Genomic DNA, 24,767 nt, shown 5'->3' with positions numbered 1-24,767 from the left:
AAGACCCCTCATAGACGATGAGGTTGATAGGTTCGGTGTGGAAGCGCGGTAACGCGTGGAGCTGACGAATACTAATCGGTCGAGGACTTATCCACAAATTCTTAGCAATCATGCGTATTCAGTTTTGAAGGAATAAATCCTTCAATGTTCCTCGGTAGCTCAGTTGGTAGAGCAATCGGCTGTTAACCGATCGGTCGGCGGTTCGAGTCCGTCCCGAGGAGCCATATGATGCTCCTGTAGCTCAGTCGGTAGAGCGTTTCCATGGTAAGGAAGAGGTCGCAGGTTCGATTCCTGTCGGGAGCACCAGAAATATTCTCATGAAAATGGCCCGTTGGTGAAGCGGTTTAACACAGCAGCCTTTCACGCTGTCATACAGGGGTTCGAATCCCCTACGGGTCACCTAGAAAAGTCCCTACATACTTGTAGGTGATTTGGAGGCTTAGCTCAGCTGGGAGAGCATCTGCCTTACAAGCAGAGGGTCGGCGGTTCGATCCCGTCAGCCTCCACCACTTATATTAAAGGACATTGTCCTGATTATCGCGGGATGGAGCAGCTCGGTAGCTCGTCGGGCTCATAACCCGAAGGTCGCAGGTTCAAATCCTGCTCCCGCAACCAAATTTTCTACTTGCTCTACGTCGAGTAATCTTCTTGATCAAGTAGGATCGGAGTGCCCATTGGGTGCAACCAAATATGGAGCTGTGGTGAAGTTGGAGTTCACGCCGGTCTGTCACACCGGAGGTCGCGGGTTCGAGTCCCGTCAGCTCCGCCATCTTTCTTAACGAGATGGCATAGTTCATGAACATGAAAAAAGTTTAATGTAATAAAAAAACGTTGATTTTTCATGAAAGATATGCCATAATTAAAGATATGCCGGTATAGCTCAATTGGTAGAGCACCTGACTTGTAATCAGGGGGTTGTGGGTTCAAGTCCTATTGCCGGCACCATGAAATTGGGGAGATAGTGAAGTGGCTAAACACGGCAGACTGTAAATCTGCTCCCTCCGGGTTCGGCGGTTCGAATCCGTCTCTCCCCACCATTTTTCATGAGCCATTAGCTCAGTTGGTAGAGCATCTGACTTTTAATCAGAGGGTCGAAGGTTCGAGTCCTTCATGGCTCACCAGTTTTTATAAACCCGAAAAGTGAAAAGTCAGCTTATCAACAGCTCTGACTACTTGGATGGGAAAATGCGGTCGTGGCGGAATGGCAGACGCGCTGGCTTCAGGTGCCAGTGGTGGCAACACCGTGGAGGTTCAAGTCCTCTCGACCGCACCAATCAACTTCTTCTTGCGATGCGGACGTAGCTCAATTGGTAGAGCGTCGCCTTGCCAAGGCGAAGGTCGAGGGTTCGAGACCCTTCGTCCGCTCCATAATGTGTGCCCTTAGCTCAGCTGGATAGAGCGTTTGACTACGAATCAAAAGGTCGGGAGTTCGAATCTCTCAGGGCACGCTTCTTTACTACAAAAGTGAAGAAAATAAAATGTCGGGAAGTAGCTCAGCTTGGTAGAGTACTTGGCTTGGGACCAAGGGGTCGCAGGTTCGAATCCTGTCTTCCCGACCATGATTTGCCCACGTTTTACAGGTTTGCCGGGGTGGCGGAATGGGCAGACGCAACAGACTTAAAATCTGTCGGGAGTTTCTCCCGTACCGGTTCAAGTCCGGTCCTCGGCACCAGCATTTATTTTGATGCGGGTGTAGTTCAATGGTAGAACTCCAGCCTTCCAAGCTGGTCGCGTGGGTTCGATTCCCATCACCCGCTCCATACATAAAGCAGAGAGCCACTAGGTTCTCTGTTTTTTTACGTCTTAGGAAAGCAGCCCTATTTTTACTAGAGCCAAAAGTATGAAGGCTTATCCAATAGTTGAATGGATAAGCCTTTTTTTAATACAGATATAAATTTATGTCGAAAGCTGTCTGACGTTTTCTATGGTTGAAACATATGTTTTCGTGTACAGTAAAACTAAGATCGCTTACCGATGAAATTGGTAACGGATCTCTTGCCTTGCCTCCTGCACTGTCAGGGGGCTTTTTTACGTGGTACAAGAGAGAATGTGTCTTAGAGGGCGGCAGCCATTTTCGGACCAGTCTCCTGGGTATTCGCAATAGGCAGAGAAACGATAAAGCGCGTACGTTTTTCATTGGAATCACAATGAATCGTGCCTTGATGCTTTTCGATAATATTTTTGCAGATGGACAAGCCGATACCCGTCCCATTTTGTTTAGTCGTAAAGAATGGTTGGAAAAGGTTCTCCACGATCTCGGGCGGAATCCTTTCGCCGTTGTTTTCCACACTCAAATAGAGCCATCCATCTGACGAAGTGGAAATGACATGAATATATTTGTCTGAACGATTTTGCACGGCGTCAATTGCATTGTTTAATAGATTGACGACAACTTGCTTCAAGCCTTCTTCATAACATGCGAGTGAGCAGGGGTGGATTTGTTTTTCAAAACGTATGTTTTCTCCCACGAGGCGAGGCGTAATCAACATTTCTACTTCTTCAAGCAATTCTTCTACTTGAACGGTTTTAAAAATTTCATCGAGAATTGGTTTCTTGGAAAAGCTGAGGAATCCGGTCAGTTGCCGATGTAAATTCTCAAATTCATGCATGATGACTTGGATATACGTCTGTAGCTGGGCCTGTTCCTGTGTAGACTCGCCGATCAGTTTCAGGAACCCTTCAATGGCGCACAACGGATTACGTAGCTCATGAGCCATATTAGCGGCTATTTTTCCGAGCATGGTCAGTTTGTCGTTATGCAAATAGGAGATCGTTTCTTCCTTCTGGACAAGTTCTTTATTCATCATTTGTTCAAAGTGATAAACAGCCCAGAAGACACTTTCATCCATGGCTTTGCCCAGTTGGCTTTCCAAATAGTGCATTTCTTGTGAGGAGAGGGACCATCTCTGTAATTCCGGTTGAAGAACCCGCCAGAATACATTCCGGTACAATTGATATGTGCGCAAAATGGAGGAGAAGGGGAATTCCTGAGAACGAAGCCATTCTCCCATATCTAATGCCCAAGTCTGCATGTCATGATCTACATCCTCAACCAGATAGCGAGCCAAGAGCACTGTTCGTTTTTCTGCAAAATCGCGAGGAATGGTTACAGGAATTTCCATGCTGCGAACAATTTCTTGCAGCCATATTGTGGTGATACTTGGTGTTAAGTCTAAAATCTTCCTTGAAACATCGTAAAGGTTCAGCGTCACAGTCTCCACCATCTCTTATCCACCCCACTAAAATCGTAAGGGAAAAGGCCTAGATTAGACAAGGTATAATTAGCCTGATTTCGCAATAAAATGTATTTTTTTCGGAAGTTTTTATCTACAAAATCCGCTGAAAACCGCCTTTTTTCGGAAAAATATTCAATCATGAGTCCGATTCTAGTCGCATAAAGTAGAATGGACGAACTTTATTGGACGAGGGAGGCAGGGATGGGCGAGTATTTTTGGCTGGGTCTTGTACACATCTTCATGATCGATCTGGTATTAAGCAGTGACAATGCTGTGGTCATAGGAATGGCCTGCCGCGGACTACCTCAAAATGAGAGAAATCGGGCGATATTATATGGGACATTGGGTGCAATTCTATTGCGAATTGTACTAACGGGAATGACTACCTGGATGTTGGATATTCCACTCGTGAAGGCAATCGGGGGAATATTATTGCTATGGATAGCGTGTAAGTTGATGCTGGGTGAGAATGAAGGGCTCGCAGACGTATCGCATAATCAGACAATTGGCCAGGCAGTCAGGACCATCATAGTCGCAGATTTTGTCATGAGCTTGGACAATGTTTTGGCAGTTGGTGGAGCAGCACATGGCGATTTATGGTTAGTTTTGCTGGGGTTAGCTATGAGCATTCCATTATTAATGTGGGGGAGTGTGTGGATTGCCCGCATGATGAATCGTTTTCCCAGTATGGTCATTATAGGCGGCGGAATTCTTACTTTTACAGCAGTTGATATGTGTCTTCAGGATCCGTATGTCTGGAAGTGGGTGAACCCTTTGCTTCTCAATCATATGTGGTTACCCGCATTTGCTGCCGTAGTGGTCATGTTTTGGGGGCGGATGAAAAGGACGTGAAAAGGTGATGAGGATCGTACATTCTGGGGCATACTACAACAAAGATCATGATCGTTTTTGCGGAATGTAAATGGTCACATCGAGCTAATGAAAACATAGCGGGAAAGGAACTATTTCGAAATGAATACAAGCCTCTTGATGCTATGGGGATACTGGGATGAAGTCTACCAACGTTGCACCAGACTTACCTATATTGAGAAAGGGAATAATATATTTCGGGTTGTCGTTTTACGCTATCGGGGAGAGCCGCTCGTTACTACCGATAATTGCATCATTTATGACGGGGATTTGATCTTAAAGCTACATATACACAATTATTACTTTGCTACACTGTGCAAAGAAGTGAAGGATGAACTGCGCGTGGCTCTTCTCTTGCGTAGACATATCCTCCAGTCACTACCGAAGCTAGCCACGTTCCTGAATTCCATGGAAAATAAAGACCAAATAAAAGGGATAGTGGGAACTACCATGCTACATAAAGGGGTAACACCTTTGGGATTCTCGATTTCTGATGTGCCCATGACCCGGTTTTTTCGATACAAGCGATGGTACTTGCGTCTCATGCTCAGAATCGTGCACCCCAATGGAAAGCGGCGATTGCAATCATGGAATCATGAAATGCCCCTAAAGCGCGTTTATATGTCAAAGGAATTTTTACTTAATCGATATGCTGAGAGCAAGCAGCCTCTAGGAGAGTCCTACTAATGGCAAAGCGGTTTCTGTTAGTGACAGAGGAATGGGCAGGGAGCGGTCATCGGATGGCTGCCGAAGCTCTGCAAGAAGTTTTAATGGAAAAGGAGGGTGCACAAGCGGCGCGAGTGGTGGGAGGACTGAAAACCGCCAGTCCGAGCTTACGTGTGCTCTCTCATTTTATTTATCGCAATATGCTGCGCTACGGTCAACCAGTGTGGCAACGTATCTATGAACAGGAAGAAATGCTGGGCACTGCATTGACCAAAGCACTGGGATGGTGGTTATCCGAAAGATTAACCAATCAACTCTTGCAAGAAGAGAAACCAGATGTCGTCATCGCTACGCATGCATACTGCTTGTCCGCATTGGCAGAAGCGAAGAGAAGGGTGTCCAAGCCCTTCCAGCTCGTTTGTGTGCCCACGGACTTCCATATCAATCGGTTTTGGGTTCATCCAGAAATTGATGCGTACATGGTGGCACATGAGCACATTGCGCAAATTCTGCGTGAGCGCTATGGGATTGCCCCTGAAAAAATACATGTTTATGGCATTCCAGTTCGTCCCGCTTTTACTACAGCGCTGCTTACAGACAAAGCGGCTTGGAAAAGACAGCTTGGACTCGTGCCAGATCAATTCACTGTGCTGATTTGTGGGGGAGAAGGCGGTTATGGTGGAGTGGAGCAGGTCGTACGAGAGTTGATGTTGGAAGAACAACCATTGCAGATCGTAGTTGTAACAGGGAAGAATGCAGGACTGTACAAACGACTGGCGGACTTACTAGGTACGGAGGCCACTTGTCATCGTTTTATATTGAAAGGGTTTGAACCGCAAATGTGGCAGTGGATTGGAGCAGCAGACGCCTATATAACGAAGCCAGGTGGCATTTCGTGCGCGGAGTCACTTGCTCTTAAGACACCGCTCATTTTATTCCACCCATTGCCTGGACAAGAAAAGCATAATTGTTCCTTTTTACTTGAGCAGCAAGCGGCGATCTTGGCTGAAACGCCGGTAGAAATCAAAGAAATCATCAGGTTATGGCGTCAGCCTGAAAACAGGGATGCTTTTGTAGGATGTTTGGACAAGCTGGGGCGACCAGAAGCAGCTCATCAAATTGCCCACGCTCTTCTCCAATTAACAGACTAAAATTGGAAGAAAAAAAGTACGAATGAACAAGCAAAACTTCACACATATTAAACTTACAAACGACGAGGAGGTGATACAGATGGCTAACAACAACAGATCCAGTAACAATCTGGTGGTTCCTCAAGCAAACCAAGCTCTGGACCAACTGAAATACGAAATCGCATCCGAATTCGGTGTTCAGCTTGGACCAGACACCACTTCCCGTCAAAACGGTTCAGTTGGAGGAGAGATTACAAAACGTCTTGTCTCCTTTGCTGAGCAACAATTGGCTGGACGTGGCTAATCTAATAAGCTGGATGAAGGGGAGGCACCTATGGTGTCTCTCTTTTTGTTATCTAGGATAACGGAAATTATTGACAGATGAAATTGGGGCGGACCACCGCATAAATAATGGGCGGAGGCGGATTCTATATGTGTTAGGAGGTGAGTGGAAATGACAGTAGGAGTACAAGTGAAACAGACGCTTGCCAGCTTAAAAGGTGCACAGGCAGATTTTGAAACGTTTGCTCTTAGTACGCAAAACAAGAAAGCGAAGCAATTGTATTCGCAAGCAGCAGAGCAAACGCAATCCATCGTAGATAACCTCCAGCAGCGTGTAACGGAGCTGGAAAAGGAAGAACCACAGTTTAAGGGATTCTAGGAAGTGTTGGGAAAGGGAGAGGGACTTCCTCTCTCTTGGTTTTACTACCTATAAAAATCACCTCAGGTGATGGAGGTGGCTTATGCCCGATTGGTTATCAATCATTTTGCGCTCAATAGGCGCTGTTGCTTACTTATTTCTATTGACAAAGATCATTGGGAAAAGGCAAATCAAGCAACTTACATACATCGAATATATCGTCGGCATTAGCATCGGTTCGATTGCGGCTTTTATGGCAACCGAAATGGATGGGCCGGTCTACCATAGTTTGATCGCCATGGGTATTTTTGCGCTCTTCCCCGTTTTGATGGAGTGGCTTTCACTCAAAAGCAAAGTTCTTCGAGACTTGTTTGAGGGGAAATCAACCGTTCTCATCAAGGAAGGGAAAATTTTGGAGGACAATCTGAAAAAAGAGCGTTTGACGGCAGAAGATCTGATGGAGCAATTGCGCATTAAAAACGTGTTTCGTGTAGCAGACGTAGAGTTTGCGTTAATGGAAACAAGCGGGGAACTCAGTGTCCTTTTAAAATCAGAGAGTCAGCCGGTAACTCCCAAACACCTTGAATTGACAGTTGCGCCTTCGGAAGAGAATCAAGTGGTCATTATGGATGGGACGATCATGGATGAGCCCCTGGCAACAGCAGGTCTGAATCGCAGATGGGTTCGTACGGAGCTGCAAAAAGCGGGAGTGGCTCTGGAAAATGTTTTCCTCGGGCAAGTAGACAAAGGTGGAGAGCTCTACCTGGACCTCTATGACGATAAACTAATGGTCCCTGGAGCCCAAGCGATGAAGCTGGCTTTTGCTACATTGAAAAAATGTCAGGCGGATCTGGAGCTATATGCACTCAATACAAAAAATGAACAAATGAAGCGTACCTACCAAACCGATTCGGAACAGCTACAACAGATCATCGATCAAGTAAAACCGTTCATGATACGGTAAAAAGGAGTGAGTGACATGGCAGATCAAAAAAAGAAAAAGCTGACACCCGTCCAGCAAGAATATCAGCAATTGGCAAAGGGGCACGAGCCTCCGCGACCGCTTTTGCGCAATTTTACCCGGGCATTTTTAGTGGGTGGCTTGATTTGCGTGTTCGGACAAGGGATACAAGAAATGTTCATTCACTACTTCCATTTTACGGAGAAAACCGCTGGGAATCCCACAGTTGCTGTCTTGATCATTCTTTCTGCTCTCTTGACCGGTCTAGGACTATATGACCGAATTGCCCAATGGGCTGGGGCCGGTACGAGTGTGCCGGTTACGGGTTTTGCCAACTCGATTGCATCTGCGGCCATCGAGCATCGTAGCGAAGGACTTGTGCTGGGGGTCGGCGGCAACATGTTCAAGCTCGCGGGGTCAGTGATTGTGTTTGGAGTGGCGGCGGCATTCGTCGTTGGCTTGATCAAAACATTGTTTACGATGGGAGGCTGACGGATGCGCCAAGGTCATCAGTCTTGGGTCTTTCCTTTACAACCTGTCATTCTCGGGCACGCTGCGATTGGTGGGCCTTTTGAGGCTAAGGGACCGTTAGCCGAAGACTTTGATATCTTGCACGGAGACTTAATGATCGGACAAGACAGCTGGGAAAAGGCGGAGAAAGTCCTGCTGGAAGAAGCGTGCTCGAAAGCGGTGGAGAAAGCGGGGCTCACGAAAGAGCAAATAAACTTTATGCTTGCCGGGGATTTAATGAACCAGATCATCTCTGCCAGCTTTTCGGCCCGGACGCTTTCGATTCCGTTTTTAGGGATTTTTGGGGCGTGCTCAACAGCGATGGAAGGGTTGGCCTTGGCTGCTCTTATGGTGAATAGTCAATCTGCTGATTACGTCTTGGCTGCAACCTCCAGTCACAATGGTGCTGCGGAAAAGCAATATCGTTATCCAACGGAGTACGGTTCACAGAAGCCCCCGACAGCACAATGGACAGTGACGGGAGCAGGTGCTGCTGTTGTAGCCAGTCAGGGTAGTGGATTACGGATTACGGGAGCAACCATCGGGCATGTCGTCGATATGGGATTGACAGACCCATTCAATATGGGGGCAGCGATGGCACCAGCCGCGTTATCCACGATTGAGTCGCATTTCCGTGACTTTCAGCTCCCACACGACCATTACGATTTGATCGTAACAGGCGATTTAGGACGAACGGGCCATGCCATTTTGTCTGATTTGTTGCCCAAGCATCACATGCAAATTCCATTAGAGCGTTATATCGATTGTGGGAAGCTCATTTATGGAGAAAATCCAAATGTGTGGTCCGGTGGTAGCGGATGTGGCTGTATCGCTACAGTGACCTACGGGCATCTACTTCGGAGGATGAAGCAAGGAGAATGGAAGCGAATCTTGCTGGTTGCCACGGGAGCCCTTTTATCCCCGTTGACCTTCCAGCAGGGAGAAAGCATTCCTTGCATCGCCCATGCCGTGGCTGTTGAGTCGGAGCAACTTGGAGAGTGATACCATGATGTTTTTGTGGGCGTTTCTCGTAGGAGGAACGATTTGTTTAATCGGTCAATTTCTCATGGATGTCGTCAAGCTCACACCTGCCCATACGATGTCCTCTCTTGTTGTCACTGGAGCAGTGCTGGACGGATTCGGTCTATATGAGCCACTGGTTAATTTTGCCGGAGCAGGAGCGACAGTACCGATAACGAGCTTTGGAAATGCCTTGGTGCACGGGGCGATGGCGGAGGCCGAGCAACATGGAGTCATTGGCATTATTACCGGCATTTTTGAAGTGACAAGTGCGGGGATTTCGGCTGCCATCGTCTTCGGATTTATCACGGCAGTCTTGTTCCGACCAAAAGGATAATGGGAGGTACATGTTACCTCTTGTGCCAAAATACTTGAATTGAACCTACTTTCGCCAACTTGTAGAATGGGTTGGGTAAAGGAGGGAACAATTTATGTGGTGGAGCAAGAAAGCAGTAACAACCTTGCTTGCTGCCTTTATGGCTGTAGCGTTTATATTCCCAGCCGACTCCCTGGCGGCTACACAGATTCAACGCGGTAGTGTGAACGGGGATGTTTGGGATTTGCAGTATCGTTTGCAGATGCTGGGTTATTACAATGGTAAAATGGATGGCATTTACGGTGCGAATACAACAAAGGCCGTCAGACAGTTTCAAAAAGCATACGGATTACAGACTGACGGTATCACTGGTTCAAATACATGGCGCGTTCTAAAGAAAGTGTCGGTAAATCAAGCGGAAATGCAAATGCTGGCACAGCTGGTCTATTCCGAAGCGCGCGGAGAACCTTATGAGGGCCAAGTAGCTGTGGCTGCGGTCGCGTTGAACCGTGTCCAGTCCAAAAGCTTTCCCAATACACTTTCGGGTGTCATCTTTGAGCCATTAGCGTTTACCGCTGTAGATGATGGACAATTCTGGATGACTCCTAACAAGACTGCTTACCAGGCAGCTTGGGATGCTGTACGAGGATGGGACCCAACAAACAATTCTCTTTACTACTTTAACCCCGTTACGGCAACCTCCAAGTGGATTTGGTCTCGTAAACATGTGAAAAAGATCGGCAAACACATTTTTGCCATTTAACGAACACCCTTCTAGCCCTTGAAACAGTATTCGTCATAGTGCTGTTCGAGGGCTTTCCTTTTTGCTGGAAACTATTGTTCGTTGTTATTGCAAAATAGTTCGATAAAATGAAACGAAAGGATTCGCATATTTCACTATGGAGGTTGATGATGAAGAAACGGATGATCCTTGCCTCGCTGGCAGCCTTTTTACTTGTAGGTACACCAGTTGTCGAGGCAGAAACAACTCAACTAAACGAAACACCTTATGTAGACATTAGTGGCCATTGGGCAGAACAAAAAATCAATCAACTTTACATAGCTGACGTAATTGGTCAAAACGAATATTTTCGACCTGATGACAACGTAACATTGGGTGAACTGCTTACGATGTTTGTGAATGCAAAAGGAGTTGAACCTGTTGGTAATAAGCAAACATCCTTTGCGGACGTACCTGCAAACAGTTGGCTGTCGCCCTATGCAGAGACGGCCTATCGACTGGGAATTGTCCATGGACAAAAGCAGGGGAATCACCTGTACTTACATCCGGATGCCCCAGTAAAAAGAGCAGAGCTCGCCTCTATTCTGGTAAGGACAATGGGAGACAGTGGAGCAGTCAATAACCTGAAGTGGTCTACGACGATCCAGACATTGAACCAATACCCGGATGGGAACAATGTGAAAGAAAAAGAGCAACGCCCACTCGTTTACGCCATGCAAAACGGGTTAATGAGTGCCTATGAGGACGGTACATTAAAGCCGAACAAGTACATGACGAGAGCCGAAGCAGCCACATACGCGGCCCTTCACTTGGCTTCGGGTCAGCCGAGAACAACAAAAGCGCTCTCAAACGGTACACCTTTTCGCCAGGAATTAACGGTTCAGACGACTGCCTACAGCTACACGAACGACAAGATCCTGTCGTATCTCGAGTATCCACTGCGCGAAGGTGTTGTAGCGGTTGATCCAAATGTCATCCCGCTGGGGACACACTTGTATATTGATGGCTACGGCTATGCAGTGGCAGCTGATATCGGTGGTGCGGTTAAGCAACGCCATGTGGATCTGTATCTTCCGACGCTGAACGAAGCTGAAAATCACGGCTTGCAAAAAGGCGTCAAGGTATACGTGCTTGACTAATAAAAATGCTGAACATATTTCCTGCTCTTTCCACTCATACTAACGTGGAAGGGGTGGGATTTTTTCATGGTATGGGTGTTGCTAGGATTGGTTGGTTTATTTGTCCTACTCGTTATCACGCCAATACAATTGACGTGTTTTTACAGTCGCGAGGGCGATAATGATCAATTGGAGATTACGATTGCAGCTTGGGGTATCATTCGCAGGAAGTATGAAATTCCCATTCTCCTCTTGAAAATGACTGAAACTGGGCCTGAGCTTGTCGCAAAGGTGGAAACGATCCAGCAAGGAAGCAAGCTTCGAGAGAGGGTCAAAGATTTTACGCGGAGGCAAGTGAAGGTATGGTATCGGAATTATCGTGACGTGCTGGAAAGAGTCCGTGATTTGCTCCCATTGCTAAAAGACCTGTTCAAACAAATTCGCTGTACAAAGTTAGAATGGCATACATTATTGGGCACAGGTCAGGCGGCGGAAACTGGGGCGCTGACAGGCCTAATCTGGGGAGTGAAAAGCCTGATTGTCGGGGTTTTCTCCCACTCCGTCTCTTTACAGACGATGCCTGCCATGAGTGTACAGCCTGTCTGGAACCAAGCACTTCTACATACGAAGGTCCAAGCTGTGTTTCATTTTTATTTGGGTCATTTCCTTTTCTCTACGCTAAAAGTATTTCTGCGGGTCCGAAAAAGTAATCAACGAAAATGGCAAGCTACGCCTACGCGTGCCTAAACACAAATGTGGGAGCACGCATATTTATTCCTTTGTACAGGGTACATGCTCCGGATTTGTTGGGGGAATGATAAAACATGACACAGACAGGAAGGAGGAGCGACAAATATGGCAGACCACCCGATTCAAGGCCTTATGAGAACAGCGATGGAAAATCTCAAGCAGATGGTGGACGTGAATACAATCATTGGTGATCCTGTTGAGACACCTGACGGTAGTGTCATTCTTCCGATCTCCAAGGTAGGATTTGGTTTCGCGGCCGGGGGTAGTGAATTCCAATACGATCACAATCATAATGGGCCTCAACATCATCAGCAACAAGAACATACTGGTCACCCGTTCGGTGGGGGTAGTGGGGGCGGAGTCTCCATCACGCCTGTAGCTTTTTTGGTCGTTGGTAAACAAGGAATTCGTTCGATTCCGCTTGAAAATACGACCCATCTTTATGACCGGATTTTGGATTCTGTTCCGCAAATCGTGGATAAAGTTCAGGGGATGTTTACCAAAGCGGATGAACCACCTGTTTACTCCAACACGATTATTGCCAGAGCAGAAGAACAAGATTTGGATGACCTTATGGATCGAAAATAAGAAAGCACAAAACAGGTATGCCTCCATAAAAGGGGCATACCTGTTTTTTCAGTAGTAGGCGTATGGCATTACCAGCGTTCGTTCACATACAATCCTGTTTTCGCAACATGCTGATAATGAAGGCTCGAGCTGGAAGCGATATAAGGATGGAGAGCCATCGCTTCCTCGTAGTAACGTGAAAAGGAGCCGAGGGGCTTGCTTTGTAATCCGAATGTACCTGCTCTGAAAGCTTGGGCTACATTCTCCATTGTATTTGTATAGTCCACATAGCGGGTTGCGACGGCCTCCAACCATTTCTCATCGTCCATTTCCAGTTGTCCATCGGGTAATAGCTTGATTCCAAACGTTTGGAGTATTTCCTCTGCGTCTTTTGCAACTTGAGCAAATGCATCCAGCTTTTGCGTCGTCAAAGTATCTGCTTTTTCCGTAAGAAGGAGCTGAAGGCGATTATATTTACTTACTAACGAGTGTGTGCGCTCATGTAATTGCTCAATATCAGGTCCAGCTTCGTTCTCTTTCCCCTGGGCAATTAATTCCCGAGCACTCTTCTCCAAGTCTGAGGAGAACCGGTACAGACGCGATAAGGAATCGGAAAGCTCCGTTGTCCATTGCTGCTGACGAGCGTAATATGGCTGCAAATTATAACGAAAGACCGGATTGACTGGCGTGCTTAATTTTGCCTGAAGCATATGGGAATGATAGCGGCCTACCCGCTGCGTAAATGGAACATGGCTGACTCGATTCGTTTTCATGTTCGGTCACCTCCTCATAAGTAAATGGAATGAATCTCCAGGAACAATTTACTATCTCCTATTATAGACGATGCCTACTCCATTTCAATGAGTAGATCACCAGTTTGAATGGCTTCGCCTGCTTTCACATAGACGGCTTTAATTTTTCCGTCGAGCGGGGCTTGAATGGTCGTTTCCATTTTCATTGCTTCACTCACCAAAAGATGCTCACCTTTACGCACCTTGTCACCTTCTGCTACTAGCACCTTGAGCACTTTTCCTGGCATGGAGGCACCGAGGTGTGCAGGGTTTTGCGCTTCTGCTTTTCGGCGGATCAGTTCAGAGACTTTCGCAGACTGGTCACGGATGAAGATTTCACGTGGCTGTCCGTTCAGTTCAAAATAGATGATGCGTCGGCCATCTGGATGAAGCTCGCCGACTGCGACCAGCTTGATAATCAACGTTTTACCGCGTTCGATCGTAATGGCGGTTTCTTCACCTGGACGCAATCCGTAGAAAAACGTTCCCGTATTCAATACAGACAGGTCACCGTATTCCTTCAGGCGTTGTTCAAATTGCAAGTAGACTTGCGGATACATGATATAGGACAGGACGTCTAAATGACTGGGCTCACGTCCGATTTTGGCTTCCAGCTCAGCAGCAACTTGCGTAAAGTCAATGGGCGCGAGCAATTCACCGGGACGTGCAGTAAAAGCATCGCGGCCTTTTAGCACGAGCTCCTGCAACTCCTTCGGGAATCCGCCCGGCGGTTGGCCGAGATACCCTTGGAAAAATTGAATGACGGAATCCGGGAAGTCGAGGCGTGTGCCTTTTTCCCAAATATTTTCCTCATTCAAGTTATTTTGGACCATGAACAGTGCCATATCACCGACGACCTTGGAAGACGGCGTCACTTTTACAATGTCGCCACACATTTGATTGACGACAGCATACATGTGTTTCACTTCGTCCCAACGACCTTCCAGACCAACGGCTTTGGCTTGCTGCTCCAAATTGGTGTATTGTCCGCCTGGCATTTCGTGAACGTACACCTCCGTGTTGCTCGATTTCATGCCGCTTTCAAAGCCTTGGTAGTACGGACGTACATCCTCCCAGTAATCAGACAGCTTGTTGAACGATTCAAGGGATAAGCCAGTCTCACGCTCCGTGTGGGCTAAGCTCGCGATCAACCCGTTCAAGCTTGGCTGGGAAGTGAGTCCGGACAAGGAGCTGACGCAAGCATCGACGATATCCACGCCTGCTTCGATTGCTTTAAGAAGCATGGCGCCAGCATTTCCTGACGTATCGTGCGTGTGCAAATGGATGGGAATACTGATTTCTTGTTTTAGAGCAGAGACGAGCGAATAAGCAGCATACGGTTTCAAAAGACCTGCCATATCCTTGATCGCGAGAATATGGGCACCTGCTTTTTCCAATTCCTTTGCCAGATTGACATAGTATTCCAAGGTATATTTTGTTTTGGACGGGTCCAAAATATCGCCAGTGTAGCAAATCGCTGCCTCGGCTACCTTACCTGATTCACGTACGGCTTCAATGGCTGTTTGCATCCCGGGAAGCCAGTTCAGGCTGTCAAAGATCCGGAAGACATCGATGCCATTTTCCGCAGAGGCTTTGACGAAGGATTGGATCACATTATCTGGGTAATTGGTGTAGCCTACGCCATTTGCTCCTCGCAAGAGCATTTGGAACAGGACATTCGGTATGCGCTGGCGAAGGATTTGCAGCCGCTCCCAGGGAGATTCCTGCAAAAAGCGCATCGTCGTGTCAAAAGTGGCGCCGCCCCACATCTCCAGCGAGAAGAGCCCAGAACCGAGCTTGCCTGTTGCTTCTGCAATGGAGGCGATGTCGTAGGTGCGCACACGCGTAGCAAATAAAGACTGATGAGCATCGCGGAATGTCGTGTCTGTGACAAGCACCTGCTTCTGCTCCTGAATCCAGCGTACCAGACCGTCGGCGCCTTCTTTGTCCAGAATTTGCTTCGTACCGTCCGGATAGGGCTGGGTAAATGGTGTCCGCGGGATGCGAGGCGAGTCGAAGTGCGGCTTTTTCTCCGATTTACCCAGTCCTGGATATCCGTTGACAATCGTGTCTCCGATATAAGATAGTAATTTGGTACCCCGGTCCTGACGGCCAGGGAAGATGAACAGCTCTGGTTTGGTGTCAATAAACGACGTATCGTAGTTACCACTCAAAAAATCGGGATGTGTCACGACATTTTCCAAAAATGGAAGGTTCGTTTTCACGCCACGAATACGGAACTCACGCAATGTTCGCAGCATTTTGCGAGCGGTTTGATCAAAGCTCGCGCCATACGTGGAGATTTTGACCAGAAGCGAGTCATAAAACGGTGTAATGATCGCGCCTGGATAACCATTGCCGCCGTCCAACCTTACGCCGAAGCCTCCACCGGAACGCCAGGCGGACAAGCGACCGGCATCTGGCAGAAAGTTGTTTTCAGCGTCTTCTGTCGTGACACGGCATTGGATGGCAAAACCACTCATCTGGATATCACTTTGCGCCCGGATGCCAATCTCCGAATCGGAGAGAGCATGACCCTCCGCTACGCGAATCTGCGACTGAACAATGTCGATTCCAGTGATGAGCTCCGTGATGGTATGCTCTACTTGAATGCGAGGATTGACTTCTATAAAATAAAAACGCTTGTCCGGCGTTAACAAAAACTCGACAGTACCAGCGTTCGAATAACCGGCTTTTTGCATAAGAGTGAGAGCAGCTTGGCAAATATCTTCACGCAGCTTGTCATCCAGCGATTGGCTCGGTGCTACTTCGACCACTTTTTGATGGCGCCGTTGGACAGAGCAATCGCGCTCATACAGATGGACGATGTTTCCGTGGCTGTCACCGAGAATCTGGACCTCAATGTGTTTGGGCTGTTCTAAGTATCGCTCCAAATACACCTTGGCATTGCCGAAGGAAGAGCGGGCCTCGGAACGTGCACGATCTAACGAATCTTGCAATTCCTCCTGACTGCGGACGATACGCATGCCTCGGCCTCCGCCGCCAGATACGCCTTTAATAATGATGGGGTAGCCGTATTCTTTGGCAAAGAGAAGCGCCTCTTGGAGTGTTTCGATTGGCTCCGGAGTACCTGGAATCACCGGGATTTCCGCTTCAATCGCGAGACGGCGGGCTTCTACCTTGTCCCCGAATTTTTCGATCAGCTCAGGGGATGGTCCAATGAAAATGATGCCTTCCTCTTGGCAACGTTTTGCAAAATCAGCATTTTCAGCAAGAAATCCGTAGCCTGGGTGAATGGCATCGATATCGTTGCGCTTGGCAATTTCGATGATACTTTCAATATCGAGGTAAGCCTCAATAGGCCCTTTTCCCGCTCCGACCAAGTAAGACTCGTCAGCCTTGAAGCGATGGATAGAAACGTTGTCCTGCTCGGAGTACACGGCTACCGTACGTATGCCGAGTTCCGTTGCTGCACGAAAGATCCGAATGGCGATCTCACCGCGGTTTGCTACCAGTAGGCGATTGATTTTTCTCTTTTTCATTATTCTCTCCCCCTTACGTCTCGGAAAAAAAGACGTATTAAAATTATATATAGAACAAATATACAAAATTTTCACGACACAAGACATACTTTTTTCGATCACAGGAGGATGGATGAACGTGAACAATCAGAACGAAAAGCTGCCTGTATTTGTGTACGGCACACTTTTGGCGGGCTTTGGAAATCATAGGAATTACGTCAAACCGTATAAGCATGAGGCAACACCTGCGACGATTCAAGGAGAGATCTATCATTTGCCAGCAGGCTATCCGGGATTGCTTGGAGGAGAGCAGGAGATCGTGGGGGAAATCGTTACGTTTGCCCCTGACGTATACGAGCAAGCACTAGCCGGACTGGACGAGCTCGAGACGTACTATGGCGAGGGTGATCCGCGCAATGAATATGAACGAATCATCGTACCTGCGACAATGGAAGGAACAGGTCAGGTCATGAACGTCTACGTATATCGTTATTTGGACCAGGAACTAGTCAAGCAAACAGGGGTGCACATTCCGCATGGGAATTGGCGCTGCTACATGCAGGAGCTGTCTGAATAGCCAGTGCTAGTTTTGCCAAAACTGGTAGGGAAAAGGAGGGAGCCCTGCCATGGAATTATTCCATTGTGATCCTGCACAAATCTGGCGTTACCTGATTCCGCAAAATCACTGGATGTTTCCCGACGAAGTTCCAGAAGATGAACTGATCTTTCATTATCGCGACCATATTTATTTTGTAAACAATGACGGCTCAGTTTTGGCCATGCCTCAACCTGCTTGCTTCGAAACGCTGGATATGGGGACCTTGCTGGAGTATTTGGCAACATCGGACGACACCATTGATTTTGACGATGAAGGAGAATTCGATTACGGTCATGTCTTAAAGCGTATGGGGTATATCGTGCCAGTCAGGGACAAGCGGGAAAAAGCCACGTATCAAATCGAGATTATCAACACGGCATTGCCAAAAGCACATGGAACGCGGTACGAAATGAAGCAAGTTACCTTTGCTTTTGCCCTCTATCACGCGCTGATGCGCTGTCATGAGCTGAATGCGAAAACGGATTGGGAATATGAGCATGAAGTGAAGCGAATCGCTAAGGTACAAGCCGAGCGAGGCGGTAAAGTGCAAGTGAATCTGTAATTTCTACTATTGGCATAGTGAAAAAAAGTGAATGATAGGGTATGATTATTGAGGTACATATGAAAGATTTGGTGAGGAGGAAGAAATCATGACAACTGCTGTTGAGCGTCAAGGCGCATTTGTATTCAAAGGTGGTCCTGTAACACTACTCGGTCCTGAAATCAAAGTGGGAGATACTGCTCCTAACTTTACTGTAGTAGGTGGCGATCTGTCCCCTGTAACTTTGGAAGACTCCAAAGGCACTGTTCGCATCATCTCCGTAATCCCTTCTATTGACACAGGCGTGTGCGATGCACAAACTCGCCGTTTCAACGAAGAGGCTGCGAAATTGGAAGGCGTTACTGTGCTGACTGTTTCCGTTGACCTGCCATTCGCGCAAAACCGCTGGTGCGGTGCTGCTGGCATCGACAAGGTGAAAACAGTATCTGACCACAAAGACCTGTCCTTCGGTACAGCTTACGGCGTAGCGATCAAAGAATTCCGTCTCTTGGCTCGCGCTGTATTCGTAATCGATGCAAATGACAAGGTTGTACACGCTGAGTATGTGGCTGCTGCTGGTGAGCATCCAAACTACGAAGCTGCGATTGCTGCTGCACAAGCTGCGAAGTAAGCAAAAAACGATCCTTTTCATAAGCAAACTCTCTTTTTGTCCAAGTGACGAAAAGGGAGTTTTTTTATTTGCAGCAGGTGGAAAAATAGTCTTGACGGAATTAGTAACCAGTGGTTATATTATAACCAACGGTTACTAACCACTGGTTATAAAGCTGTAGTAGAAGTAAGGAGCTGAATATCACGCATGGCAAGCAAACAAGAAATACGCTCAGAAGAAACGAAACGGGCGATTTTGACGGCGGCAGCAGAACTCTTCGCCACCCGAGGCTTTGATACGGTATCCATCAGGGAAATCGCCAAAGCAGCCGGCTGTTCCCATACAACTCTCTATATATATTTCAAGGACAAAGAAGCGCTGCTTCATCATCTGTCCAAGGAACCGTTGCAAAGCTTGGCGCAACAATTGGAAGAAATACTATCCAAACATGGACGAACACCAGAAGAGATCTTGCGTGAAATCAGCAGCCAGTTCATCCACTTTTGTTTGCGCAACCGAACGATGTATACCTTATTCTTCATGATCAAGGCCTCTCGGATCGATGTAGAGGAACCGGAAAAAGAATTGCAAACACTGCGCAATCAATTGTTTGGTTTGTTGAGGCAGGCTGTAAGGAGATGCTTACCAAGTGAGATAGAGGAAGAAAAAGCGCTTGCCCATGCACGGATTTATTTCTACACGCTGCATGGCATCGTCGGTACGTATACACATTCCGAAGAACCGTTGGACAGCTTGATGGAAAGGTTGGCACCTACATTCGCTCTAGCCGTGGATGTTTTTCTCGCAGGAAGTCAAAAAATAATGAACAGGGAGTGACGATAGAATGATCAGAGTGGAGCAAATCTCGGCGAACATTTGGTGTATCAAAGCGTGGTTGTTGATTCCTTTGCGGGTCTGGATTATCAGGGAGGAAGATGGCGTTACGCTTGTTGATGCGGGGATGCCATTTATGACGAAACGGATTATGGCTTTTATCAAGCATTTGAATGCAGGACCACTCAAACGAATTTTGCTGACGCATGGTCATTCGGATCACGTGGGGGCCGTTAAAAAAATCACGGAAGCAGAATCAGTACCAGTCTATGCACATCGAATCGAAATTCCTTTTATGGAAGGGAAAGAGCTGTATCCTCGTCGTAAAAAGCTGGAAGTAAACGTTCAGCCTGGCTTGGCTCAGTCTTTGCCCGAGGATGCTGAAGGGAATTTAGCTCCAATTGGCGGACTGCAACCTTATCTAACACCCGGTCATTCTCCGGGGCATGTAGTGTATTATCACGAAAAGGACGGAGTGCTTTTGGCGGGAGACTTGTTTACTTCCAAACGCGGCAGATTGCATCGTCCCATGCCGATGTTCACGGCGGATATGGCGGAAGCACTCAAAAGTAGTTTGATCGTCCGCCAATTGCGACCACGCCATTTGGAAGTATGCCATGGCAAGCCGATCCAAAATCCGGCAGGACAGCTCGATGACTATTTGAAAGAGGTCTCTACTTCTTATTCGATTCCAAGTAGTGTTTGGCAATCATAGGGCACTTTTCGACTTACCCGAATGATATGAAACGAATCCCCTTTTTCTCGCGTCTTAGGTTTGAGGTGATTGGATGAAAAAGGTAGGACGGATTGGTCAACTATTTCTGATAGTGACACTGTTACTGACGGGGTGTGGGAATGGATTGTCCGCGCAAGGGAATTCACAGCTTGCGCAACCACCGCAACCAGTCATTGAATGGAGCGGAAAAAAAGCTGCGACGGTGCCTGCATCTTCCTGCTGGAACTATAATAGCGAGGCGATCTGCAGCGATACGGCTGCACCACCGGAACTTGTCGCAGAGCATAAGCCTGCCCCACTGCAAGTAAGGCCAGGGGCCACACTGACCGTCAATTTTGCCCAGCAGCCAACTGAAAATACCCTCAAGGTAACCCAATGGAACGGCATGAAAGAAGTGGAGCAAGTGATAGAGAACGGCAATCAGTGGAAGGCGCCCGAACAGCCAGGCTGGTATTTGTTTGACGTTCGCGGTCAGTGGGCGCAAGGTGATGCAGGGCATGCATTTGTCATCGAAGTAAAGGACAGCATCGGATCAACATACCAGACGGTTATGGTCAAACAGCCATGATCGTTTTTTGCTATACTGAGGGGGAGGGAAGACTTAAAGGAGAGACAACATGCTAGAAGAATTAATAAGCTTCACAGTTGATGAGGTAGATGCAGGGCAAACCGTGCGAGAAGTACTGCAAAAGCGGTATGGGGTATCGCGTCGTTTGCTCATTCGTGCCAAGTTTAAAGGCTCCATTACACGGAATGGCGTCCTCGTATTCGTGAACGAAAAATTGCAAGTTGGCGACAAAATAGCAGTCATGGTTGAAGAAGAGGCGGAAGAGACCGTTGCTCCAGAGGACATGCCGCTCTCCATCCGTTACGAGGACGAGGATTTGATGGTCATCGCAAAGCCAGCGGGATTAGTCGTTCATCCGACAGGAAATCATCCCAGTGGAACCTTGGCAAATGGGATGATCGCTTATTGGAAAAAGCGCGGCGAGCACAGAAAGTTCCGAGCGGTGAACCGTTTGGATAAAGATACATCAGGCTTGATGATCGTGGCGAAAAATCAATGGGCGCATGAACAATTCAGCCGCATGCAACAGATCAGGACGTTGCAGCGGACCTATCGAGCTATCGTTCAAGGGATCGTGGAGTCAGACGAAGGGACGATTGATGCGCCGATTGGCCTTGCGGAAAATTCGTTTATCACCAGACAGGTTAGACCGGATGGGCAGACAGCTGTTACCCATTATCGTGTGCTTGCCCGAGGGGAAGGAATGAGTTTCGTCGAGGTGAAGCTGGAGACTGGGCGAACGCATCAGATTCGCGTACATATGAGCAGTGAAGGGCACCCACTTGCAGGAGATGATCTGTACGGGGGAGAACGGGAGCATATCGGCAGACAAGCTTTGCACGCATGGGGGCTATCCTTTGTCCATCCGCGTAGCGGTCTTGCGATGAGCTGGGAGGAGCCGCTGCCAAGTGACATGGAGCAGGTAGCCCAACAGTTTTTTTCGGATGATCTGCACAAGGAAATGACCTAGGCGAAAAATTTCGTCATTTCCCACTAGAAAGCTGTAAGCGTTTTCGATATGATAGAAGAAATACGTTACAAACATTGGAAACATAACAGAGAATAGCTGGCTGTCTGCGGGGGAAAATCCCGCAAAGATTTTTTTCAGTAGCAGACTAGACCCAGCTTGCGCCTGATGCCTGTTTCGGATCGTTTTGACAAAGAGGGTTTCCCTTTTTATTTGTCATGCACCGGAATTGCCTTGGGGGTGAGCTGGGTTTTCTTATTTGCCCAAGAGAAGGAGAGGGTTTCATGAAGCTGGTTTCCTATCGAGAAAGGGAAAAGGATGCTTGGCGAGCCGGGCTTCTGCACGAAGGAAAAGTCAAAGATATTGCACATGCTTGCCCGGGGGCGCCGAGTACAGTGCTTGGATTGCTCGAAGAGTGGGCGAACTGGTTACCCGTTCTCCAAGCAGCATACGCGGCACAGGATGGCTGGGATCTGGAGCAAGTCGAGCTAGGTTCGCCACTTCCACGTCCTGCCAGCTTTCGTGACTTTTACGCCTTCGAGGCCCATGTGATGACAGCGAGAGCCAAACGCGGACTTCCGATGGTGCCCGAATGGTATCACTTCCCTGTCTTTTATTTTTCAAATGCAGCAGCTTTTACAGGGACGCAAGCGAATATTCGCAGACCAAAAGCAACCGAGTGGCTGGACTATGAGCTGGAAATTGCCTGCGTGATTGGAAAAGCAGGCGTAAACATTCCAGTTGAGCGCGTGGAAGAGCACATCGCAGGATATTGTATTTTAAACGACTGGAGCGCCCGGGATATACAACGGGAGGAGGTCAAGGTCGGTTTAGGGCCAGCCAAAGGCAAAGACTTCGCAACGTCCATGGGACCGTGGCTGGTTACACCGGAGGAGCTGGCAAATGTACGTATCGCAGGCGAAAAGGGCAGCCGCTACGATCTGGAGATGGTGGCACGCATCAATGGTAGGGAGTATTCAAAAGGAAACCTCAAAGACATTCACTATACATTCGCTGAAATGATTGCTCGCGCCTCGGAGGATTGTTCCTTGTATCCGGGAGATGTCATCGGATCGGGAACAGTAGGGACTGGCTGCATTTTGGAGCTTGGGGCAGAACAGTATGACTGGCTTGTGCCAGGTGATGTAGTGGAGCTAGAGGTGGAACGCCTCGGTGTGCTCCGCAATACGATTTCTGAATAAGGATGAAAAAAGGAGGAAGGAACGTATGGCTTTTTATCAAAGGATGGGGGAGCTTCCACAAAAGCGGCATACGACGTTTTACAAGCCGGATGGGGGACTGTACCGCGAACAAGTGATGGGGACCAAAGGGTTTTCCGGGATTCAATCCATTCTGTATCACCACAATCCGCCTACCCAAGTAAGGGAGACGCGAAAATACGCAGACGTCCGCTTGGAATATGTAGAGCAGGATGATTTGAAGCATCAGCATTTTAAAACGTTTGATGTTCAGCCGGGCGGGGACCCGATTTTCGGACGTCGCTACATGCTGGGGAATAACGATGTCGTCATGGCAGTATGCGCACCGACAGAGCCGATGGATTACTTTTATCGCAATGCGGATGGGGATGAAGTTGTCTTTGTCCATCAAGGTGAGGGAGAGCTGCAAACGATTTTCGGTACACTCACTTATAAGCCTGGCGACTACCTCGTCATTCCGATCGGCACGACATATCGGATTGTACCTTCTGTGCAGAGTCGATTCCTCGTCATTGAGTCCCAAAATGAGATCGTGCCACCAAAGCGTTATCGCAACGAGTATGGTCAATTGTTGGAACATTCACCGTTTTGCGAACGGGATATTCGTTTACCGGAAAAATTGGTGACACATGTAGAAAGCGGAGACTTCGAAGTGCGTGTCAAACGTCAGTCCGTGGTCTACAGCTACTTCTTTGACTTCCATCCGTTCGATGTCGTTGGTTGGGACGGTTATTTGTATCCGTATGCACTGAGTGTACATGATTTTGAACCGATTACGGGACGCATTCACCAACCGCCACCTGTCCATCAAACCTTTGCCGGTCAAAACTTTGTCATCTGCTCATTCGTTCCGCGGATGTACGACTATCATCCGCAAGCGATTCCTGCGCCTTATTACCATAGTAATGTAGAAAGTGACGAGGTGTTATACTACGTAGATGGCAATTTTATGAGCAGAAAAGGTATTTACGAGGGTTCGATCACTCTGCATCCAATGGGGATTCCTCATGGGCCGCATCCAGGCAAGGTAGAGGCGAGCATTGGGAAAAAAGAAACGCAAGAGCTTGCCGTCATGTTGGACACATTCCATCCGCTTTGCGTCACAAAGCACGCGTTGGAAATCGAGGATGAGGCGTACATGGCGAGCTGGTTGCCACCGACCGAGTAGGAAGAGGGGTAAGCGTATAATGGAAATCGCCATTCACGAGATTGAACGGCAGGAAAAATACAAGCTACTAATCGGATGTATCGTCCCGAGGCCGATAGCTTGGGTCACCTCGTTAGGGGAGGGAGGAATCGTCAATGCCGCTCCTTTCAGTTATTTTAATGTCGCCAGCATTGAACCGATGATGGTTTCGGTTGCCGTCATGCGCAAGCCGGGTAGCGTCCCGAAAGATACGGCACGAAACATCATGCAGACGGGAGAATTCGTTGTCAATATGGTAGACGTACACAATGTGGATGCGGTCAATCAGACTTCTGCTGATTATCCGCCAGAGATCAGTGAAGTAGAGGCATTGGGGCTGGAGGTCGCTCCTTCTGTGCGCGTCAAGGTGCCGAGGCTGCGTGCATCCCGCATCCATTTTGAGTGCAAGCTGCATCAGATTGTGGAATTAGGGAGTCCGACGACTTCGGATTTGATTATCGGGGAAGTGGTGCATGTTCATGTAGCGGATGAGCTATACCATGCAGGACGGATCGATGCCGCAGCGTTTGCACCCGTTAGCAGATTAGCGGGCCATACGTATGCGACTCTGGGCGAACGGTTTGATCGTCCACGTCCCGTTTATGAGCCACCGACCAAATGATTGATCTCCGCCCAGCGACGGAGGACAAATCCCTCTACGGACCATTTTACCGGAATCGCCTATCGGGTATCCTGTAGATACAAGGC

26 protein-coding genes, 15 tRNA genes and 1 rRNA gene are annotated in these 24,767 nt (G+C 48.0%); 39 read left to right on the top strand and 3 right to left on the bottom strand.

Annotated features, from left to right (window positions below; genetic code table 11):
- From ACFYU8_RS09515 to ACFYU8_RS09440, 16 genes are all read left to right on the top strand, one after another.
- Positions 1–95: ribosomal RNA gene (locus ACFYU8_RS09515) — 23S ribosomal RNA — on the top strand; the annotation flags it as partial.
- 53 nt (positions 96–148) lie between these two features.
- A tRNA-Asn gene (locus ACFYU8_RS09510) sits at positions 149–224 on the top strand.
- A 6-nt stretch (positions 225–230) separates the two neighbouring features.
- Positions 231–306 (top strand) — tRNA-Thr (locus ACFYU8_RS09505).
- A gap of 19 nt (positions 307–325) precedes the next feature.
- Positions 326–399, top strand: a tRNA-Glu gene (locus ACFYU8_RS09500).
- A gap of 34 nt (positions 400–433) precedes the next feature.
- Positions 434–509, top strand: a tRNA-Val gene (locus tag ACFYU8_RS09495).
- Between the two features lie 29 nt (positions 510–538).
- A tRNA-Met gene (locus ACFYU8_RS09490) sits at positions 539–615 on the top strand.
- Between the two features lie 77 nt (positions 616–692).
- Positions 693–769 (top strand) — tRNA-Asp (locus ACFYU8_RS09485).
- A 100-nt stretch (positions 770–869) separates the two neighbouring features.
- A tRNA-Thr gene (locus ACFYU8_RS09480) sits at positions 870–945 on the top strand.
- Positions 946–952: 7 nt separating this feature from the next.
- Positions 953–1,037, top strand: a tRNA-Tyr gene (locus ACFYU8_RS09475).
- Positions 1,038–1,045: 8 nt separating this feature from the next.
- Positions 1,046–1,121, top strand: a tRNA-Lys gene (locus tag ACFYU8_RS09470).
- Between the two features lie 66 nt (positions 1,122–1,187).
- A tRNA-Leu gene (locus ACFYU8_RS09465) sits at positions 1,188–1,273 on the top strand.
- Between the two features lie 19 nt (positions 1,274–1,292).
- Positions 1,293–1,368: transfer RNA gene (locus tag ACFYU8_RS09460), tRNA-Gly, on the top strand.
- A 6-nt stretch (positions 1,369–1,374) separates the two neighbouring features.
- Positions 1,375–1,448, top strand: a tRNA-Arg gene (locus ACFYU8_RS09455).
- A gap of 34 nt (positions 1,449–1,482) precedes the next feature.
- Positions 1,483–1,559, top strand: a tRNA-Pro gene (locus ACFYU8_RS09450).
- A gap of 25 nt (positions 1,560–1,584) precedes the next feature.
- Positions 1,585–1,672: transfer RNA gene (locus tag ACFYU8_RS09445), tRNA-Leu, on the top strand.
- Between the two features lie 14 nt (positions 1,673–1,686).
- Positions 1,687–1,760, top strand: a tRNA-Gly gene (locus ACFYU8_RS09440).
- A gap of 294 nt (positions 1,761–2,054) precedes the next feature.
- On the opposite strand, the gene ACFYU8_RS09435 is transcribed toward ACFYU8_RS09440, so the two are convergent.
- Entirely contained in the window at positions 2,055–3,224 is a 1,170-nt protein-coding gene (locus tag ACFYU8_RS09435) for a sensor histidine kinase (protein WP_390293693.1), read from the bottom strand.
- 213 nt (positions 3,225–3,437) lie between these two features.
- On the opposite strand from ACFYU8_RS09435, the gene ACFYU8_RS09430 reads away from it, so the two are divergent.
- From ACFYU8_RS09430 to ytfJ, 13 genes are all read left to right on the top strand, one after another.
- Positions 3,438–4,088, top strand: a complete 651-nt coding sequence (locus ACFYU8_RS09430; protein WP_390293695.1) for a TerC family protein — start codon at positions 3,438–3,440, stop codon at positions 4,086–4,088.
- A 120-nt stretch (positions 4,089–4,208) separates the two neighbouring features.
- A complete protein-coding gene (locus tag ACFYU8_RS09425; RefSeq protein ID WP_390293697.1) occupies positions 4,209–4,793 on the top strand; it encodes a YkoP family protein in 585 nt (194 codons plus the stop codon).
- The gene (locus tag ACFYU8_RS09420; RefSeq protein ID WP_390293699.1) at positions 4,793–5,923 is read left to right on the top strand and encodes an MGDG synthase family glycosyltransferase; all 1,131 of its coding nucleotides are present in this window, start codon (positions 4,793–4,795) and stop codon (positions 5,921–5,923) included. Before ACFYU8_RS09425 ends, ACFYU8_RS09420 begins: the two co-directional genes overlap by 1 nt.
- 79 nt (positions 5,924–6,002) lie before the next feature.
- Positions 6,003–6,206: an alpha/beta-type small acid-soluble spore protein gene (locus ACFYU8_RS09415; RefSeq protein ID WP_007717155.1), complete on the top strand. Its 204-nt coding sequence runs from the start codon at positions 6,003–6,005 to the stop codon at positions 6,204–6,206.
- A 150-nt stretch (positions 6,207–6,356) separates the two neighbouring features.
- Positions 6,357–6,563 carry a DUF1657 domain-containing protein gene (locus tag ACFYU8_RS09410; protein ID WP_390293701.1) on the top strand — a complete coding sequence of 69 codons (207 nt, stop codon included), beginning with the start codon at positions 6,357–6,359 and terminating at the stop codon, positions 6,561–6,563.
- Positions 6,564–6,645: 82 nt separating this feature from the next.
- Positions 6,646–7,506 (top strand): DUF421 domain-containing protein, encoded by an 861-nt coding sequence (locus tag ACFYU8_RS09405; protein WP_390293703.1) that lies wholly within the window; start codon positions 6,646–6,648, stop codon positions 7,504–7,506.
- 15 nt (positions 7,507–7,521) lie between these two features.
- A complete protein-coding gene (gene spoVAC / locus ACFYU8_RS09400) occupies positions 7,522–7,995 on the top strand; it encodes a stage V sporulation protein AC (RefSeq protein ID WP_390293705.1) in 474 nt (157 codons plus the stop codon).
- A gap of 3 nt (positions 7,996–7,998) precedes the next feature.
- Entirely contained in the window at positions 7,999–9,015 is a 1,017-nt protein-coding gene (spoVAD, locus tag ACFYU8_RS09395) for a stage V sporulation protein AD (RefSeq protein ID WP_390293707.1), read from the top strand.
- Positions 9,016–9,019: 4 nt separating this feature from the next.
- On the top strand, positions 9,020–9,370 hold the full coding sequence (gene spoVAE, locus ACFYU8_RS09390; protein WP_106837897.1) for a stage V sporulation protein AE: 351 nt from the start codon (positions 9,020–9,022) through the stop codon (positions 9,368–9,370).
- Positions 9,371–9,464: 94 nt separating this feature from the next.
- Positions 9,465–10,112 carry a spore cortex-lytic enzyme gene (sleB, locus tag ACFYU8_RS09385; protein ID WP_390293709.1) on the top strand — a complete coding sequence of 216 codons (648 nt, stop codon included), beginning with the start codon at positions 9,465–9,467 and terminating at the stop codon, positions 10,110–10,112.
- Positions 10,113–10,258: 146 nt separating this feature from the next.
- Positions 10,259–11,230 carry an S-layer homology domain-containing protein gene (locus ACFYU8_RS09380; protein ID WP_390293711.1) on the top strand — a complete coding sequence of 324 codons (972 nt, stop codon included), beginning with the start codon at positions 10,259–10,261 and terminating at the stop codon, positions 11,228–11,230.
- 66 nt (positions 11,231–11,296) lie between these two features.
- On the top strand, positions 11,297–11,956 hold the full coding sequence (locus ACFYU8_RS09375) for a DUF2953 domain-containing protein (protein ID WP_390293713.1): 660 nt from the start codon (positions 11,297–11,299) through the stop codon (positions 11,954–11,956).
- 108 nt (positions 11,957–12,064) lie between these two features.
- Complete coding sequence (ytfJ, locus tag ACFYU8_RS09370) at positions 12,065–12,547, top strand: GerW family sporulation protein (protein ID WP_390293715.1); 483 nt, start codon at positions 12,065–12,067, stop codon at positions 12,545–12,547.
- 68 nt (positions 12,548–12,615) lie between these two features.
- Here ytfJ and ACFYU8_RS09365 read toward each other — a convergent pair whose 3' ends face one another.
- Both ACFYU8_RS09365 and ACFYU8_RS09360 read right to left on the bottom strand, forming a co-directional pair.
- Complete coding sequence (locus ACFYU8_RS09365) at positions 12,616–13,299, bottom strand: hypothetical protein (RefSeq protein ID WP_390293718.1); 684 nt, start codon at positions 13,297–13,299, stop codon at positions 12,616–12,618.
- Positions 13,300–13,373: 74 nt separating this feature from the next.
- A complete protein-coding gene (locus ACFYU8_RS09360) occupies positions 13,374–16,820 on the bottom strand; it encodes a pyruvate carboxylase (RefSeq protein WP_390293720.1) in 3,447 nt (1,148 codons plus the stop codon).
- Between the two features lie 112 nt (positions 16,821–16,932).
- On the opposite strand from ACFYU8_RS09360, the gene ACFYU8_RS09355 reads away from it, so the two are divergent.
- From ACFYU8_RS09355 to ACFYU8_RS09310, 10 genes are all read left to right on the top strand, one after another.
- Positions 16,933–17,376 (top strand): gamma-glutamylcyclotransferase family protein, encoded by a 444-nt coding sequence (locus ACFYU8_RS09355; RefSeq protein ID WP_390293722.1) that lies wholly within the window; start codon positions 16,933–16,935, stop codon positions 17,374–17,376.
- 49 nt (positions 17,377–17,425) lie between these two features.
- A complete protein-coding gene (locus tag ACFYU8_RS09350; protein WP_390293724.1) occupies positions 17,426–17,959 on the top strand; it encodes a hypothetical protein in 534 nt (177 codons plus the stop codon).
- 88 nt (positions 17,960–18,047) lie between these two features.
- Complete coding sequence (tpx, locus tag ACFYU8_RS09345) at positions 18,048–18,569, top strand: thiol peroxidase (protein WP_007717107.1); 522 nt, start codon at positions 18,048–18,050, stop codon at positions 18,567–18,569.
- Between the two features lie 186 nt (positions 18,570–18,755).
- A complete protein-coding gene (locus tag ACFYU8_RS09340) occupies positions 18,756–19,385 on the top strand; it encodes a TetR/AcrR family transcriptional regulator (RefSeq protein ID WP_390293726.1) in 630 nt (209 codons plus the stop codon).
- A 7-nt stretch (positions 19,386–19,392) separates the two neighbouring features.
- Entirely contained in the window at positions 19,393–20,097 is a 705-nt protein-coding gene (locus ACFYU8_RS09335) for an MBL fold metallo-hydrolase (protein ID WP_390293728.1), read from the top strand.
- A gap of 73 nt (positions 20,098–20,170) precedes the next feature.
- On the top strand, positions 20,171–20,686 hold the full coding sequence (locus tag ACFYU8_RS09330; RefSeq protein WP_390293731.1) for a hypothetical protein: 516 nt from the start codon (positions 20,171–20,173) through the stop codon (positions 20,684–20,686).
- 49 nt (positions 20,687–20,735) lie between these two features.
- Positions 20,736–21,656, top strand: a complete 921-nt coding sequence (locus ACFYU8_RS09325) for an RluA family pseudouridine synthase (protein WP_390293735.1) — start codon at positions 20,736–20,738, stop codon at positions 21,654–21,656.
- Between the two features lie 281 nt (positions 21,657–21,937).
- Positions 21,938–22,855, top strand: coding sequence for a fumarylacetoacetate hydrolase family protein (locus tag ACFYU8_RS09320; RefSeq protein WP_390293737.1), 918 nt, complete (start codon positions 21,938–21,940; stop codon positions 22,853–22,855).
- 25 nt (positions 22,856–22,880) lie between these two features.
- Positions 22,881–24,041 carry a homogentisate 1,2-dioxygenase gene (locus ACFYU8_RS09315; RefSeq protein WP_390293738.1) on the top strand — a complete coding sequence of 387 codons (1,161 nt, stop codon included), beginning with the start codon at positions 22,881–22,883 and terminating at the stop codon, positions 24,039–24,041.
- Positions 24,042–24,060: 19 nt separating this feature from the next.
- A complete protein-coding gene (locus ACFYU8_RS09310; protein ID WP_390293740.1) occupies positions 24,061–24,681 on the top strand; it encodes a flavin reductase family protein in 621 nt (206 codons plus the stop codon).
- Positions 24,682–24,767: the final 86 nt, after the last annotated feature.

The sequence above is a fragment of the Brevibacillus sp. NPDC003359 genome (genome assembly GCF_042878995.1).
Classification (GTDB): Bacteria; Bacillota; Bacilli; order Brevibacillales; family Brevibacillaceae; genus Brevibacillus.
The sequence above is the reverse complement of the archived record's forward strand: the minus strand, read 5'-3'. Positions and strand labels throughout refer to the sequence as shown.